Below are 15,816 nucleotides of genomic sequence, written 5' to 3'. Positions count from 1 at the left end.
CGGCGACGGGGGGCTCGGGCGTCTGCCGCGGGAACGGCGCGTGGGCGGGGTCGGCGGGGAGCCAGGGATCGGACTGGCGTGCCGACGGCGGGTCGAGGGGTGCCCAGGCACGGGGCGGTGGCGGTTCGGGTGGCGGCGTTGTGGAGGGCGGGGCCCAGGCGCGGGGCGTTGACGGCTCGGGCGACGGCGGGTCGAGGGGGGCCCAGGGGCGCGCCGGCGGCTCGGGTGGCGGCGTTGTGGAGGGCGCCGCCCAGGCACGGGGCGTTGACGGCTCGGGCGATGGCGTTGTGGAGGGCGGGGCCCAGGGGTGGGGTGGCGACGGCGTTGTGGAGGGCGGGCCCCAGGCGCGGGGCGTTGACGGCTCGGGCGATGGCGTTGCGGAGGGCGGGCGCCCCTCGGGCATGACTGCTCCAGCGTGGGCTGAACTCTTCGGCGGCGCCGCCAGCGTACGTGCCGTGGGCCTGCGGGCAGGGGCCCCACCCGGCGGGCTCGGCATCGCACCGGGCTCGGCAGGGCCGGGGTCAATCCTCTGCGGCGGCCGCCTGTTCCGGCAGCGGGCCCGGTTGCTCGGGTCCGGGCCGCGGCGACCGTGTTTCACCGAGCCGGGGCCGGCGATGATCCGGCGCCCCCGGGTCGTCCGTCCACGGACGGGTCGACCGGAACCGGATATCCGGCGCGAGCCGGACACGAGGCTGACCGGGCAGGCGAGCCGGATGGCCCCTCGGTAGTCATGGTGGAGCGCCGCCGCCGACCTGGGGTGCTGCGCCGACCTGGGGTGCTGCGCCGACCTGGGGTGCTGCGCCGACCTGGAGCGCTGCCTTCGACCTAAAGCGCCGCCGTCGACCCTGGAGCGCTGCCGTCGACCTGGCGCGCCGCCGACCTGGAGCGCCGGCCGCCGGCCGAGCGCCGGCCGATCGAGGGATTCGGACGGGCCATGGCAGACCCTCGCCGGGCCGACAGGGGTGATCGACTCGACTTCCCGGAAGTCGGGCTGTCACGACGGCCGGCACACCGCGACTTCACGGAACCCGAGTCGATCAGGCGACCGGACACCGCAACTTCAGGGGCCCGAGCCGATCGCCGGCGCCTGCGGGCTGATCGACACCGTTTCGCCGATCTCGCGGTATCCGGCGCCCCGGAACCCCGCCGTATCGGCGGAGTGGAGTCGATCAAGGCCGTGCCGAGGCTTGGTCGACGCGGTTACGCCGATCTGGCGGTATCCGGTGCTTCCGCTCCGGGGACAGAAGCGGCGTCCGGCCGGGAGGCGCGTGCCGGCCGTCGAGGTTTGACGCCCGCCCGCCGGTTGCGCCCCTCGATGTACGGGTAGGCGGGGGCGGTGAGCGACCGTGTCGCGGCACGCCAGGACGGGTTTTCCCGCCGGGTGGCGTGGCGCGCGGGGCCGTTCGCTCAAGCTCAGTGATTGTTTGGCGGACTTTCGCGCACGCGCGATGAGCGAAACTGGGTTAGGCTGCGGACCATGTGTGGAATCGTGGGTTACGCCGGCGCGCGGCCGGCGCTCGGCATCGTGCTGGACGGGCTGCGGCGGCTGGAGTACCGCGGCTACGACTCGGCGGGCGTCGCCATCGTGTGCGACGGGCAGCTGCTGACCGAGAAGAAGGCCGGCAAGCTCGCCAACCTGGAGAAGGTGCTCTCCGAACGCGCGGCCGAGGACCCGGCGTCCTGCGCGGCCAGCCCGATCGGCATCGGTGACGGCACCACCGGCATCGGTCACACCCGCTGGGCCACCCACGGCGGCCCCACCGACCGCAACGCCCACCCACACGTCTCGCCCGACGGCCGTGTCGCCGTGATCCACAACGGGATCATCGAGAACTTCGCGAAGCTCCGCGCCGAGCTGGAGGCCGACGGCGTCCAGTTCACCAGCGACACCGACACCGAGTGCGCGGCGCACCTGCTCGCCGCCGCGCTGGCCGACCTGCGCGCCGCCGGCCACCCGGACGGCCCGCAACTGCTCGCGGCCGCCATGCGGGTGGTCTGCCAGCGGCTCGAGGGCGCGTTCACGCTCCTCGCCGTGGACGCCACGGTCCCCGGCGCCGTGGTGGGCGCGCGGCGCAACTCGCCGCTCGTCGTGGGCCGGGGCCAGGGTGAGAACTACCTGGCGTCCGACGTGGCCGCGTTCATCGAGCACACCCGGGACGCGGTCGAGCTGGGCCAGGACCAGATCGTGCTGATCACCGGCGACACCATCGAGATCACCGACTTCGACGGCCAGCCGGCCAGCGGCAAGGACTTCCACATCGACTGGGACTCGTCCGCCGCCGAGAAGGGTGGCTACGACTGGTTCATGCTCAAGGAGATCGAGGAGCAGCCGCAGGCCGTCGCCGACACGCTGCTCGGCCGGCTCACCGAGTCCGGCGAGATCATGCTCGACGAGGTCCGCCTCAGCGACCAGGACCTGCGCGACGTCGACAAGATCTTCATCGTGGCGTGCGGCACCGCGTACCACTCCGGTCTGGTCGCCAAGTACGCCATCGAGCACTGGACCCGGATCCCCTGCGAGGTGGAGCTGGCCAGCGAGTTCCGCTACCGCGACCCGGTGCTCGACCGGTCCACCCTCATCGTGGTGATCTCGCAGTCCGGCGAGACGATGGACACGCTGATGGCGCTCCGGCACGCCAAGGAGCAGAAGGCGCGGGTGCTGGCCATCTGCAACACCAACGGCTCGACGATCCCCCGCGAGTCCGACGCGGTGCTCTACACCCACGGCGGGCCGGAGATCGCGGTCGCCTCCACGAAGGCGTTCCTCACCCAGCTCGTCGCCTGCTACCTGATCGGCCTGCACCTGGCGCAGGTGCGCGGGATCAAGTTCGCCGACGAGGTGGCCGCCGTGGTCGCCCAGTTGCAGGAGATGCCGGCCAAGCTGCGGGAGCTGCTCGACCGCATCGAGCCGGTGCGCGAGCTGGCGCGGGAGCTGAAAGCCGAGCCGACCGTGCTCTTCATCGGCCGGCACGTCGGCTACCCGGTGGCGCTCGAAGGTGCGCTCAAGCTCAAGGAGCTGGCGTACATGCACGCCGAGGGGTTCGCCGCCGGCGAGCTGAAGCACGGGCCGATCGCACTGATCGACAAGGGCACGCCGGTGGTCTGCGTGGTGCCGTCGCCGGCCGGCCGGGGAATGCTGCACGACAAGGTGGTCTCCAACATCCAGGAGGTGCGGGCGCGGGGCGCCCGGACCATCGTGATCGCGGAGGAGGGCGACGAGGCGGTCGTCCGCTACGCCGACCACCTGATCTACGTGCCCCGCACGCCGACCCTGCTCTCGCCCCTGGTCACCACCGTGCCGCTGCAGGTCCTCGCGGCGGAGATCGCCGCCGCGCGCGGCCACGACGTCGACCAGCCGCGCAACCTCGCGAAGTCCGTCACCGTCGAGTGACGAGCCGACCCGTGGGTCCCGGCCGCCGCGTCCGGCGGCCGGGACCCGGGGTCGCGCGCTTCACGCCGCGCTCACGGCCGGCCGCGCCCGCTCGACGCCGGCCGGGCCTGCTCGACGCCGACAGGGCCCGCTCGACGCCGGCCGGGCCTGCTCGACGCCGGCCGGGCCTGCTCGACGCCGGCCCAGCCCTCGTCAACGGCCCAGGACGACCCGGGCCATGCCGTCCAGCGCCGGATTGTCCGCGTCGAAGTAGCCGGTGTGGCCGTGCCGGCCGCTGGGGAAGACGCGCCCGCCGAAACCCGGATCGGCCGGATCCCGGCCGAACCACAGCTCGTGCCCGTCGCGCCCCGGCCAGCCGAGCGCTGCGGCGAGCGGGGACGTGCCGGTGAGCGCCCGCCGCGCCAGCTCGTCCGGCGGGCGGGCGAGCCGGATCACGTCGTCCGCGGCGCTGCTGGCCCACACCTCCCCGGGCGGCACGCGCAGGTCGGCGGCGTGCCCGACGCCGACCCCCGGCGAGCCGACGAAGACCAGGGCGTCGGCGGCCAGGCCGTGGTCGCGGGCGGCCGTGCCGACCACGAGCGACCCGTAGCTGTGCCCGAGCACGGTCTGCCGGGCCGGGGGCCCGTCGTGGGTGGCCCGCAGCCCGTCCTGGAAGCGGTGCAGCGCCGGGCCGGCGTCCCGCGCCTTCTCCGCCGTGACCGCCTCGTGCAGGAAGTCCGGGGCGTCGTAGTCCAGCCAGAGCACCGCCGCGCTTCGCTGGCCTGGGGCCAGCTCGGCGCACCGGTCCAGCACCCGCCCGGCGCGGACCAGCTCGCCCGGGGCGTCGTCGAGGCCGGCCGTCATCCCCGGCACGTACGTGAACACGCGCTCGGCGTCGTCCGGGTCGCCGAGCGCGACGACGACCCGACCCTCACCCGCCGGATCCAGACCGAGCAGGTACGCGCGCGGCCCGGCCGCCCCGCCCATCCTTTCGGCGAGCGCGTCCAGGCCGGCTAGCCGGGCGTCGAGCAGGTGCAGCCGGGCCGTGTCGACCGGGCCGGGCGGCAGCCGGGCCAGCAGACGCCCGCGCTCGGCCAGCAGGACCGCGCGGCGCGCGCCGAGCAGCAGGCGGTTGGCCTGGTCGCGTGCCGCCACGGGCACCCCGTCCAGGCCACCGACAAGCGCCGGCTCGTGCGCCACGAGCCAGCGCCGCTGGGCCGGGGTGAGCCCCGCCCACCAGGCGCGTACCCGGGCGGGATCGGCGTCCGGCGCGGGACGGCCCGGGGGCGGCGGCGACTGCCAGCCGGCCGCCGCGGCTGCGGCGAGGTCGGCCAGCCGGCGCGCGGCCGTCCGGTCGGCGGCCGCGGCCAGCTCGAGCGCCCCCCGCAGCGCCGCCGACACCCGCGCCGCGGCGGGGCCGTCCCGCTCACTGGGGCGTACTCGGGCCGGATCGACGCCGACCCGGCCCTCCCGGTCGACCGACAGCCCGGACGCGTCGGCGAGGGCCACCGCCGCGGCCAGCCGGCCCTTCGCGGCGGTGAGACGGGCCGCGAGCTCGGCGAGCACCTGGTCGGCCTCGATCAGCGCGGGCGCCACCGAGGTCACCTCGCTGGCCAAGCCGGTGACGCGGGACCCGGCCGCGCCGGCCGCCGCACCGGACCACCCGCCGTCCAGCGTGACCGCGTGCCCTGCCAGTGCCGACGAGCGCCGGTCGACCAGCCCGGTCAGCCCCGCCCACTCCGCGCCCGCGGCCCGCCACGCCCCCGGATCGGCGGCCCAGAGCTGGGCGTAACCGACGGCCGGACGGCTCATCGCGGCACCCCGCCGAGCCGTCGGGCCGCCCGGTCGTCGACCGCCTGGTAGGCGTCGACAGCCGCCCGGACCGCGGCGCCCGTGGCGGCCACCCGGCCGCCGAGCCGGCCCAGCCAGCCGTGCACCGCCGCCTCCAGCCCGGCCAGGGCCGACCCCGCCGACCAGCCCGGAGCGGGCACCGTCAACCCGGGAACCCCGGCCAGCCCGTGCGCCAGCGCGTACGCGTCGTCGTCCAGCGCCCGGGCCACCCCGCGCAGTGTCTCCGGCCGGACGCTGAACGGCTCCTCCGTCATTCCCGCACCCCCGTGTGGATCGGCATCGACAGCGACGACGCTAGGCGCCGGGATGGCCGTTCCGGGTTCCCTGTGGACGGCGGAAGGGCAGACGCGCGCCGCCCGTCCACAGGCGTTGCCCGGTGCGGAGCCGGGCGCTAATGTCCCGCCACGCCCGCCGGTAGGGTGAGTTCGTGATCGTGGCTGTGGGCATCGACGTCGTGCTGGTGGACCGGTTCGCCCGGGCCCTGGCGCGGACGCCGCTGCTCGCCGACCGGCTCTTCACCGAGGCCGAGCGGCGGACCCACTCCGGCCACCCCCGCTCACCCGAGTCGCTCGCCGCCCGGTTCGCCGCGAAGGAGGCGGTGGCCAAGGCGCTCGGCGCGCCGGCCGGGCTGAACTGGCACGACTGCGAGGTCGTGCCCGATCCGGACGGCCGCCCGTGGCTGACGGTCTCCGGCACGGTGGCCGCCGCCGCCGAGGAACGCGGGGTGAACCACTGGCACCTCTCGCTGTCGCACGACGGCGGGATCGCCTCGGCCATGGTGGTCGCGGAGCGCTGACAATCGGTGGGCCGCCGGCGGGCGCGCCCGGGACGTGGGACGGGGGCCGGCGGCATGAGACCGGTGTGGCGGGTGGCGGACGTACGCGCGGCGGAGGCCGGCCTGATGGCCACGCTGCCGCCCGGGACGCTCATGCAGCGCGCGGCGGCCGGGCTCGCCCGGCGGTGCGCGCTGCTGCTCGCGGACCGGGGCGGCGTCTACGGCTCCCGGGTGCTGCTGCTGGTGGGCTCGGGTGACAACGGCGGCGACACGCTCTTCGCGGGCGCGCACCTCGCCCGGCGCGGCGCGGCCGTGTCGGCCCTGCTGCTCACGCCGGGCCGGGCGCACGCCGGCGGGCTGGCCGCGCTGCGCGCCGCGGGCGGCCGGGTGGTCGACCGCCCGCCGGCCGTCGTCGACCTCCTGCTGGACGGGATCGTCGGCATCGGTGGCAGCGGCGGGCTGCGGGAGACGGCCGACCAGTTGGCGGCGAGCCTCGTACGGCACTGCGGGCGCGACGGCCTCCGCGCCACGGTCGTGGCCGTTGACGTGCCGAGCGGGGTCGCGGTGGACACCGGCGACGTGCCGGTGACCGCGTCGGGCCGGCCGAACGCCGTCCGGGCCGACGTCACGGTCACGTTCGGCGCGTTGAAGCCGGCCCTGGTGGTGGGCCCGGCCGCGCCGCTCGCCGGCGAGGTCGAGCTGGTCGACATCGGGCTGGGTCCGTGGCTGCGCGGCACCCCGGCGTTGCGGGTCACCGAGTGGTCGGACGTGGTGGCGTGGTGGCCGGCACTCGGCCCCGCCTCGGAGAAGTACAGCCGGGGCGTGGTCGGGGTGGCCACGGGCTCGGCCGCGTACCCGGGCGCGGCGGTCCTGTCGGTGGGCGGCGCGCTGGCCGGGCCGACGGGGATGCTCCGCTACGCGGGCGGCGCCCGGGCCGAGGTGCTGCACCAGCACCCGTCGGTGATCGCGACCGGCCGGGTCGCCGACGCGGGCCGGGTGCAGGCGTGGGTGTGCGGCTCCGGGCTGGGCACCGGCGACGACGCCGCCGCCGAGCTGCGCGCGGTGCTGGCCGCGCCGGTGCCCGTGGTGCTGGACGCCGACGCGCTCACCCTGCTGGTGGACGGCTCCCTCGCCGAGCAGCTCCGCAAGCGGGACGCCCCGATAGTGGTGACCCCGCACGACCGGGAGTTCGCCCGGCTCTGCGGCGAGGAGCCGGGCGCCGACCGGGTCGCCGCCGCGCTGCGACTCGCCGCCTGGATGAACGCCGTGGTGCTGCTCAAGGGGGACCGCACGGTGGTCGCCACGCCCGCCGGGCAGGCGTACGTGAACCCGACCGGCACCCCGGCACTGGCCACCGGTGGCACGGGCGACGTGCTGGCCGGGCTGCTCGGCTCGCTGCTGGCCGGCGGGGTGCGCGCCGAGCGGGCGGCCGCGGCGGCGGCGTACCTCCACGGGCTGGCCGGCCGGGAGGCGGCCCGGAGCGGACCGGTGACCGCGCTGGACGTGGCGGCCGCGCTCCGCCCGGTGATCGCCCGGCTGGGCTGAACGTCCCCGTATCACCCGCCGCTCCGCCCGCCGGCCCGGCGGGCTCGACGCGCGGGGCGTGCGTCGACCCGCACGGTGATCACTGCGCAAGTACGCTGGGCGCATGTGGCAGGCCGAGGTACGCGTCGATCTTGATGCGATCCGTGAGAACGTGAGCCGGCTCCGGTCCGGCACCACCGCCGACGTGATGTCGGTGGTGAAGGCCGACGGATACGGGCACGGCATGATCCCGGCCGCCCGTGCGGCGTTGGACGGCGGGGCGACCTGGCTCGGCGTCTGCACCCTCGACGAGGCGCTCACGCTGCGCCGGGCCGGCATCACGGCGCCCGTGCTCGCCTGGCTGCTCGCCCCCGGGCTGCCGCTGCACGACGGGATCACGGCCGGCGTCGACCTGGCCGCCGCCAGCCTGCCGCAGCTCGACGAGATGGTCGAGGCGAGCCGCCGGGCCGATCGGCCGGCCCGGCTGCACCTGAAGATCGACACCGGGCTGTCCCGGGGCGGGGCCACCGTCGCGGACTGGCCCGCCCTGCTCGACGCGGCCGCCAAGGCGCAGGCCGACGGGCTGGTCGAGGTGGTCGGGGTGTGGAGCCACTTCGTCTACGCCGACATGCCCGGGCACCCCACGACCGACCGCCAGCTGGCCGTCTTCCACGAGGGGCTGGCCATGGTCGAGCGCGCCGGTCTGCGCCCGCAGTACCGGCACCTGGCCAACTCCGCGGCCACCCTGACCCGGCCGGACACCCACTTCGACCTGGTCCGGCCCGGCATCGCCGTCTACGGTCTCTCGCCGGTCGCCGGGGAGACGTTCGGGTTGCGGCCGGCGATGACCGCCCGCGCCCGGGTGATGCTCACCAAACGGGTGCCGGCCGGCACCGGCGTCTCGTACGGGCACACGTACACCACCGAGCGCGAGGCGAACCTGGCCGTCGTGCCGCTGGGCTACGCCGACGGGGTGCCGCGGCACGCCTCCAACAGCGGGCCGGTGCAGCTCGGCGGCTCCCGGCGGGTGATCTCCGGCCGGGTCTGCATGGACCAGTTCGTGCTCGACTGCGGCGACGACCAGGTGGCCGCCGGAGACGTGGCCACGCTCTTCGGCAGCGGCGCCGACGGCGAGCCGACGGCCGACGACTGGGCCGACGCGGTCGGCACGATCAACTACGAGATCGTCACCCGGTTCGGCAGCAGCCGCGTTCCGCGGATCTACGACGGTGAGCGCCCGTGAGCGTGGTGCCGTGAGTCCGTACCGCATCCCCCGGCCGCGGACCGCGACGGGCCGGGTCGCCGGCGTGGTCGGTGCGGCGGTGGGCGTCGCCGCCGCCGGGCTCGCGGCCGGTGTCGCCACCGAACGCGCGCTGGTCCGCCGGCTCAAGGCCGACCCGGGCGATCCGTACGCGTACGAGCCGTTCGGCCAGCAGCCGTACGACGAGGCGTTCCGGCTGGAGCTGCCGGACGGCACCGACATCCACGTCGAGGTGGTCGAGCCGAGCCGGCCGGTGCCGGGCCACCCGACCATCGTGCTCGTGCACGGCTTCTGCCTCGACATGGGCACCTTCCACTTCCAGCGCAAGCTGCTCACCGAGCGCGGTGAGCACCGGGTGGTCGCGTACGACCAGCCCGGGCACGGCCGGTCCGGCCGGTTGGAGACGGGCGAGTACGACATCGAGGCGCTCGGGCACACCCTGCGCCGGGTGATCGACCGGACCGCCCCGGAGGGGCCGCTCGTGCTGGTCGGCCATTCGATGGGCGGGATGACCATCATGGCGTTCGCCGAGCTGTTTCCGGAGATGTTCGGCGACCGGGTGGTCGGCACCGTGCTGATGGCCACCTCGGGCGGCCTGCTCGCCGAGACGAAGCTGGTGGCGCCGGCACTGCTCGGCCGGGTCGGCGGCCCGGTGCTGCACATGATGAGCAACGCCACCCGCTACGGCGGCACGGTCATCGATAGGGCCCGCAGATCGACGTCGAACGTGGCCTGGCTGCTCACCCGCCGGTACGGCTTCGGCGGCCGCAAGCCGAGCGCGGCCCTCGTGTCGTACGTGGAGACGATGAACTCGCGCACCTCGGCGGACACCGTGACGCGGTACCTGCGTACGCTTGCCACGCACTCCCGCTTCCCGGCGTTGGCGGCGCTGGCCGACACCCCGGTCCTCGTGGTGGTCGGCGACAAGGACATGATCACACCGGTGACCCACTCGGAGGAGATCGTCCGCCGGCTGCCGCACGCCGAGTTCGTCAAGATCCCCGACAGCGGGCACGTGGTGATGCTGGAGCACGCGGACGAGGTCAACGCCGCGCTGGTGAGGTTCCTGGAGGAGTTGTGAGTCAGGTCGTGAAGCTGCCGACCGTCGCCGACACGCAGGAGTTCGGCCGCCGGCTGGCCGGGGTGCTCCGCGCGGGCGACCTGGTGCTGCTGACGGGCCCGCTGGGCGCCGGCAAGACCGCGCTCACCCAGGGCATCGGCGCCGGTCTCGGTGTGCTCGGCGAGGTCACCTCACCGACGTTCGTGATCGCCCGGGTGCACCGGCCGGACCCGGCCCGCGGCGGGCGGGTCCCGCTCGTGCACGCCGACGCGTACCGGCTGGGCGACGCCGCCGACCCCCGCGCCGAGATCGACGACCTGGACCTGGACGCGTCGGTCGACGAGTCGGTGACCGTGGTCGAGTGGGGCGAGGGCCTGGTCGAGCAGTTGACCGACGCGCACCTGCGGGTCCGGATCGACCGCCGGGACGACGACACGCGGATCGTCGAGCTCGACCCGGTGGGCGGCGACTGGGCCCAGCGCGTCGCCGCCCTCGGCTGACGGCCGTCGGGCGGCCTCCGCCGCGCTGTCGGTGGGGGCTGGTAGGAAGGGTGCCGACCGACGAAAGGTTGCCGATGACCGACGCCCCCGCCCTCGACCTGCTGGCGCTGCTGCCGGAGGAGTGGCGTGCCGTGCTCACCCCCCACCTCGACCCGGCCCGCACCGCCGCCCTGGCCGAGTTCGTGGCCGGGGAGTACGCGAGCCAGACCGTCTTCCCACCGCTGCCGGACCTGTTCTCCGCCTACCGGCTCTGCCCGCCGCAGGCGTGCCGGGTGCTGATCCTCGGGCAGGACCCCTACCACCGGGCGGGGCAGGCGCACGGGCTCAGCTTCAGCGTCCGCGAGGGGGTGTCCGTCCCGCCGTCGCTGCGCAACGTCTTCAAGGAACTCGGCGACGACCTGGGCGTGCCGAAGCCGCGCAGCGGCAACCTCGCCGGCTGGGCGGCCCAGGGGGTGCTGCTGCTCAACGCCGTGCTGACGGTGCGGCAGGCGAGCCCCGGCTCGCACGCCAACAAGGGGTGGGAGGAGTTCACCGACGCCACCATCCGGGCGCTCGACGCGCAGCCCGACCGGGTGGTCTTCCTGCTCTGGGGCGGCTACGCCCGCAAGAAGGCGGCCCTCGTGACCAACCCGCAGCACGTGGTGCTGGAGGCGGGCCACCCGAGCCCCATGAACCCGCGCGGCTTCCTCGGCAGCCGCCCGTTCAGCGCGGCCAACAAGGCCCTCGCCGACGCCGGGCTGCCCACGGTCGACTGGGAGCGTACGGCCGGCTGAGCGCTCAGCGCCGTTCGCGGTGGCGGCGCAGGAGCGCGGCGGCCCGGGGATCGGCGACCTCCACCTCGACCAGCGGGACCACCCGGTAGCCGCGCTCGCCGTGGCGCACCTCGATGGCGTCGGGCAGCTCGTCGCACATGGCCGCGCGGATCTCCCCGTACCGGGTGCGCCAGCGATGCTCGCCCGGCTCCTCGGGGTCGACGTGCACGCCGCCGAACTCGCCCCACCGGGCGTTCCACCGCTGCCCGTAGGCGGCCTCCAGCCAGCGGGTGAACCGGGCCGCGTCGCGCCACCGCACCGCCACCTCCGGGGCGTCGACCGGAATGGGGGCGCCCTGCAGCAGCGCCGCCGCGGCTCCCGAGACCACGTGTGGCAGGTCGCCGAGCCGGTCGAGCAGCCGGTCCAGGTTCAGCTCGTCGATCCGGTCGGCCAGCGGCCGGGCGGCCAGGTCGGCCATCGCGGCGTCGAGGTGCGCGTCGAGCGGCTCGACGGCCACCGCGAGCTGGACGTCCATCGCCGCGAGCAGCCGCTCGAGCAGCGGCAGGCCGGGCGCCCGCTCGCCGCGCTCGATGCGGGCCACGGCCGTCTGGCTGACCCCGGCCAGGTCGGCCAACTGCCGCTGGGTGAGCTCACGCGACTCGCGCTGCTGTCGAACGGTGTGACCGAGGATCCTCACGAGGCGGGACATCCCGGCATCGTCGGCGATGCTGACCGGGGGCGGTACCCCAGAGGCATGTTGGCGACTCGGCGACCTGAGGCGCGATCGGCCGAACGGGCGCCGGCCGGTGCTGGCACCGGCCGGTGGGACCACTCGCGGTGAGCCTGATGCCTCAGAGGCATATTTATGACTGAGAGGCATCAGGCTCATAAAGGAACTACCGCGCCCGGGCTGGTCCACGGCCTGAGCGGAAAGATCGCGACGGGGCGGGGCCGGCGCGGCCGCCTTCGGAACCACCACCGGCGGGCCACCTGCGGAAGCACGGGCGGGGCGGGGCGTCACATGGCGTGACGGCGGGGGCGGCTAGGCTGGCATACCGTGCTCGTACTCGTGGTGGACAGCTCGACCCCCGCGGTGACCGCGGCGCTGGTCGAGGTCTCGGCGGACGACGTCGCGCTCCGCGCGCACCGGTGCACGGTCGATGCCCGGGCGCACGGCGAACTCCTCGCCCCGGAGGTCGACGCGGTGCTCGCGGACGCGGATGCCCGCCCGGCCGACCTCGCCGCCATCGTGGCCGGCCTCGGCCCCGGCCCGTTCACCGGGCTGCGGGTGGGCCTCGTGACCGCCGCCACGATGGGCCAGGTGCTCGGCATCCCGACGTACGGCGTGTGCTCGCTCGACGGCATCGGCCACCCGGCGGCCGCCGGCGAGCCGGTCCTCGCGGCGAGCGACGCGCGCCGCAAGGAGATCTACTGGGCGGTCTACGACGGCGCAGGCCAGCGCATCGCGGGGCCCGAGGTGGACGCGCCCGCGGTGGCCGCCGAGCGGGCACGCGACCTCGCGGTCACCGTGGCGGTGGGCGACGGCGCGCACCGGTACGCCGACGTGCTGAACCTGCCGGTCCGCGCGGAGCCGCGCTACCCGGACCCGGTCGCGCTGGCCCGGCTGGCCGGCGAGCGGATCCGCGCCGGTGCCGCCGGCGAGCGGCTCACCCCGCTGTACCTGCGCCGCCCGGACGCCGTGGCGGCGATCGCGCGCAAGCCGGTCCTTCCATGAGTACGGTCCGGCTCGACCGGTTCCGGTGGTGGCACATCGACGAGGTGCTGCCGCTGGAGGCGGACCTGTTCGGCGCCGAGCAGTGGTCGCCCGCGATGTTCTGGAACGAGTTGGCCAACGGCCACTACTACCGGGTGGCCACCGACGAGGACGGCACCGTCGTCGGGTACGCCGGACTGACCGTGGCCCCACCCGACGAGGCGTGGGTGCAGAACATCGCGGTGCGGCGCGACGCCCAGCGCCGGGGCATCGGCCGGTTCCTGCTGGAGGAGCTGCTGGCCGAGGCGGTCCGGCTCGGCGCCCGGCGCACGCTGCTCGAGGTGGCGGCGGACAACGCGCCCGCGCAGCGGCTCTACGCGACGTACGGCTTCGAGCCGGTGGGCATCCGGCGGGGCTACTACCAACCCAGCAACACCGACGCGCTGGTCATGCAGCGGAACGAGGAATGACCCATGGCTGACGAACCTCTCATCCTCGGCATCGAGACCTCGTGTGACGAGACGGGGGTGGGCGTCGTCCGCGGGCACACCCTGCTCGCCGACGCGCTCGCCTCCAGCGTCGAGGAGCACGCCCGGTTCGGCGGCGTGGTGCCCGAGGTGGCCAGCCGGGCCCACCTGGAGGCGATCGTGCCCACCATGGACCGGGCGCTCAAGGAGGCCGGCGTCACGATCGCGGACATCGACGCGATCGCCGTCACCTCCGGTCCCGGGCTGGCCGGCGCCCTGCTCGTGGGCGTGGCAGCGGCCAAGGGGTACGCGCTCGCCGCCGAGAAGCCGGTCTACGGGGTGAACCACCTCGCCGCGCACGTCGCCGTGGACACCCTGGAACACGGGCCGCTGCCCGAGCCGGCGGTCGCGCTGCTGGTCTCCGGTGGGCACTCCTCCCTGCTGCTCGTCGACGACCTGGCCCGCGGGGTCACCCCGCTCGGCGCCACCATCGACGACGCGGCCGGGGAGGCGTTCGACAAGGTGGCCCGCCTGCTCGGGCTGCCGTTCCCCGGCGGCCCGCCCATCGACCGGGAGGCGCGGGCCGGCGACGCGGCGGCCATCGGTTTCCCGCGCGGGCTCACCGCCGCCAAGGACCTCGCGAAGCACCGGTACGACTTCTCGTTCTCCGGCCTCAAGACGGCGGTGGCCCGCTGGGTCGAGGCCCGGCAGCGCGACGGCGCACCGGTGCCGGTCGCCGACGTGGCCGCGTCGTTCCAGGAGGCCGTCTGCGACGTCCTCACCGCGAAGGCGCTGGACGCGTGCCGGACGCACGGCGTCGACACGCTCGTGATCGGTGGGGGAGTGGCGGCGAACTCGCGCCTGCGGGCCATGGCCGAGCAGCGGGCCGAGAAGCACGGCATCCGCGTACGCGTGCCCCGGCCCCGGCTCTGCACCGACAACGGCGCGATGGTCGCGGCGCTCGGCTCGCACCTGGTCGCCTCCGGTGTCGCGCCGAGCCGGCTCGACCTGCCCGCGGACTCGGCCATGCCGCTGACCGTCGTCAGCGTGTGAGGGGAGCGGCGTGATCGTCCGGATGTGGGAGGCGCGGGCGGAGTCGTACGGCTTCGCCGACCTCATCACCTGGGTGTGCGACACCGCGCTGCCCGAGTTCGAACACGACCCGCGGCACCTCTCCAGCGAGGTCTACTCGTCGACGGACCACCGGGTGGTGGTCATCTCGAAGTGGCGCAGCGACCCGCGCCCGTTGCCGGACCCGCCCGCCATGCTGGTCGCCCGGCCGCCGCACTCCTGGGACTTCACCCAGGTCGACCGCTGACCGCACGGTCCGTCCGCCGTGCCGCTCAGGTGCGGCGGAGGAGGCGGTAGGTGGCGAGGCCGCCGGTGCCGAGGGCGGCCAGGAAGACCAGCCAGACCACCGTGCTGCTCACCCCGACCCCGGGCCCGCTGTTCGCGGAGGCAGCGGCGAGCAGCCCGTCGCTGCCGGGGGCGGGGAGCGCCGCCGGCGGCAGCTCGGGCCACCGCACCAGACCGGTGCTCTCGAGCATCTGCATGTGGTGCAGCACGAAACGGTTGGCGTCGTCGCAGAGTTTCCGGACCGTGGCGTCCCGGGTGCTGGCCCGTACCGCGCCGATCACCGGGAAGATCTTGCCGTGCGCGACCCGGAGGCGGGTCACGAAGATCTGGTCGAACCGGGCGCCGGAGGCGTTCTGCATCTCCGCGAGCCAGCCCTTCTGTTCGGCCGTGGGCTCCGAGGGGATGCTCGCGCGCAGCTTGTTGGCCGCGTCCACGACGAGCTGGTCCAGCTGCTGGTGCTCGCCCGCGATGCCCGCGCCGATCTCCCGTACCTTCGCGGACTGGCCCTTCTCGGCCGCCATCTGCCCGGCCGGCATCTCCCACAGCCCGGCCAGCCGTACACCGTTGAGGAGGGTCATGTCCGCCGCGTTGAGCTGCTGCCCGCCGGCGGGCGCGGCCGCGGCCACGCCGGGCACCACGCCGACCCCGGCCACGATCGCGACGAGCAGCGCCGCCGCGCGGTGAAGCCGGTGGCCCGACCGGCGACGAGCGGATCTGAGCGGTGCCATCAGTGCGATGCCTCCTCGGTGCGGCCGACCACGTCCGACCGGGCGGCGACCACCCCGCCGGCCGCCCGTCGGACACTGGTACGGACCGACCGCGCGATCAGTTCACCGTTTCCGGTGGCCCGTCGAGACCGGGGAAGGCGCTCCGCGTCAGCGGCTGACGGCCATGAACAGCCCGAGCAGGAGCAGGGTGAGCGCGGCGGCGGCGAAGACGGCCAGCAGTTCGCGGCGGCCGTGTCGCGCCGCCGGAGCGGCGGGGCCCGCCGGCGCGGGCAGGTCGCGGGTCAGCGCGGCGAGGTCGCCGAGCGTCCTGGCGTTCCAGGCGGCGCCGACCCGGTCGGAGAACTCGTCCAGGGTGAGTCGGCCCGCCGCCGTGTGCCCCTGCAACTCGGCGACCACGCGCTGGCGGTCGTCGTCGGAGGCGCGCAGCTCGACGTCCACGCCGACAGCGTACGCAGCCC

General features: G+C 75.5%; 16 protein-coding genes. 11 read left to right on the top strand and 5 right to left on the bottom strand.

What is annotated here, in order from left to right:
* Window positions 1-1,477: 1,477 nt before the first annotated feature.
* Entirely contained in the window at window positions 1,478-3,391 is a 1,914-nt protein-coding gene (glmS, locus tag ACSNOA_RS28750) for a glutamine--fructose-6-phosphate transaminase (isomerizing) (protein WP_436662911.1), read from the top strand.
* Window positions 3,392-3,583: 192 nt separating this feature from the next.
* On the opposite strand, the gene ACSNOA_RS28745 is transcribed toward glmS, so the two are convergent.
* Together ACSNOA_RS28745 and ACSNOA_RS28740 are read right to left on the bottom strand one after the other, a co-directional pair.
* The gene (locus tag ACSNOA_RS28745) at window positions 3,584-5,182 is read right to left on the bottom strand and encodes an alpha/beta hydrolase (RefSeq protein WP_436662910.1); all 1,599 of its coding nucleotides are present in this window, start codon (window positions 5,180-5,182) and stop codon (window positions 3,584-3,586) included.
* On the bottom strand, window positions 5,179-5,475 hold the full coding sequence (locus tag ACSNOA_RS28740; protein ID WP_436662909.1) for a hypothetical protein: 297 nt from the start codon (window positions 5,473-5,475) through the stop codon (window positions 5,179-5,181). Before ACSNOA_RS28740 ends, ACSNOA_RS28745 begins: the two co-directional genes overlap by 4 nt.
* Before the next feature lie 173 nt (window positions 5,476-5,648).
* On the opposite strand from ACSNOA_RS28740, the gene ACSNOA_RS28735 reads away from it, so the two are divergent.
* The 6 genes from ACSNOA_RS28735 (at window position 5,649) to ung (ending at window position 11,114) form a co-directional block, all read left to right on the top strand.
* Window positions 5,649-6,017, top strand: coding sequence for a holo-ACP synthase (locus ACSNOA_RS28735; RefSeq protein WP_436662908.1), 369 nt, complete (start codon window positions 5,649-5,651; stop codon window positions 6,015-6,017).
* A 54-nt stretch (window positions 6,018-6,071) separates the two neighbouring features.
* Complete coding sequence (locus ACSNOA_RS28730; RefSeq protein ID WP_436662907.1) at window positions 6,072-7,541, top strand: NAD(P)H-hydrate dehydratase; 1,470 nt, start codon at window positions 6,072-6,074, stop codon at window positions 7,539-7,541.
* Window positions 7,542-7,644: 103 nt separating this feature from the next.
* A complete protein-coding gene (gene alr, locus ACSNOA_RS28725; protein ID WP_436662906.1) occupies window positions 7,645-8,763 on the top strand; it encodes an alanine racemase in 1,119 nt (372 codons plus the stop codon).
* Window positions 8,764-8,773: 10 nt separating this feature from the next.
* Entirely contained in the window at window positions 8,774-9,862 is a 1,089-nt protein-coding gene (locus ACSNOA_RS28720) for an alpha/beta fold hydrolase (RefSeq protein ID WP_436662905.1), read from the top strand.
* Window positions 9,859-10,341, top strand: coding sequence for a tRNA (adenosine(37)-N6)-threonylcarbamoyltransferase complex ATPase subunit type 1 TsaE (gene tsaE, locus ACSNOA_RS28715; protein WP_436662904.1), 483 nt, complete (start codon window positions 9,859-9,861; stop codon window positions 10,339-10,341). Before ACSNOA_RS28720 ends, tsaE begins: the two co-directional genes overlap by 4 nt.
* A gap of 74 nt (window positions 10,342-10,415) precedes the next feature.
* Window positions 10,416-11,114: a uracil-DNA glycosylase gene (gene ung, locus ACSNOA_RS28710; protein ID WP_436662903.1), complete on the top strand. Its 699-nt coding sequence runs from the start codon at window positions 10,416-10,418 to the stop codon at window positions 11,112-11,114.
* A 4-nt stretch (window positions 11,115-11,118) separates the two neighbouring features.
* Here the strand turns inward: ung and ACSNOA_RS28705 are convergent, their stop codons facing one another.
* Window positions 11,119-11,802 (bottom strand): helix-turn-helix domain-containing protein, encoded by a 684-nt coding sequence (locus ACSNOA_RS28705; RefSeq protein ID WP_436662902.1) that lies wholly within the window; start codon window positions 11,800-11,802, stop codon window positions 11,119-11,121.
* A 348-nt stretch (window positions 11,803-12,150) separates the two neighbouring features.
* Between ACSNOA_RS28705 and tsaB the strand changes: the two genes are divergently transcribed.
* From tsaB to ACSNOA_RS28685, 4 genes are read left to right on the top strand one after another with little or no spacing between them, the layout of a single operon-like run.
* Window positions 12,151-12,828: a tRNA (adenosine(37)-N6)-threonylcarbamoyltransferase complex dimerization subunit type 1 TsaB gene (gene tsaB, locus ACSNOA_RS28700; RefSeq protein WP_436662901.1), complete on the top strand. Its 678-nt coding sequence runs from the start codon at window positions 12,151-12,153 to the stop codon at window positions 12,826-12,828.
* Window positions 12,825-13,277: a ribosomal protein S18-alanine N-acetyltransferase gene (gene rimI / locus ACSNOA_RS28695; protein WP_436662900.1), complete on the top strand. Its 453-nt coding sequence runs from the start codon at window positions 12,825-12,827 to the stop codon at window positions 13,275-13,277. Before tsaB ends, rimI begins: the two co-directional genes overlap by 4 nt.
* A 3-nt stretch (window positions 13,278-13,280) precedes the next feature.
* Window positions 13,281-14,327: a tRNA (adenosine(37)-N6)-threonylcarbamoyltransferase complex transferase subunit TsaD gene (gene tsaD / locus ACSNOA_RS28690; RefSeq protein ID WP_436662899.1), complete on the top strand. Its 1,047-nt coding sequence runs from the start codon at window positions 13,281-13,283 to the stop codon at window positions 14,325-14,327.
* A gap of 10 nt (window positions 14,328-14,337) precedes the next feature.
* A complete protein-coding gene (locus ACSNOA_RS28685) occupies window positions 14,338-14,592 on the top strand; it encodes a hypothetical protein (protein ID WP_436662898.1) in 255 nt (84 codons plus the stop codon).
* A gap of 25 nt (window positions 14,593-14,617) precedes the next feature.
* Here ACSNOA_RS28685 and ACSNOA_RS28680 read toward each other — a convergent pair whose 3' ends face one another.
* Entirely contained in the window at window positions 14,618-15,358 is a 741-nt protein-coding gene (locus tag ACSNOA_RS28680; protein WP_436662897.1) for a DUF4142 domain-containing protein, read from the bottom strand.
* Between the two features lie 147 nt (window positions 15,359-15,505).
* A complete protein-coding gene (locus tag ACSNOA_RS28675; RefSeq protein ID WP_436662896.1) occupies window positions 15,506-15,796 on the bottom strand; it encodes a DUF1707 SHOCT-like domain-containing protein in 291 nt (96 codons plus the stop codon).
* Window positions 15,797-15,816 lie beyond the last annotated feature (20 nt).

Source organism: Micromonospora sp. URMC 103 (genome assembly GCF_051386435.1).
Classification (GTDB): domain Bacteria; phylum Actinomycetota; class Actinomycetes; order Mycobacteriales; family Micromonosporaceae; genus Micromonospora.
This window is presented reverse-complemented; position numbering and strand designations above follow the sequence as displayed.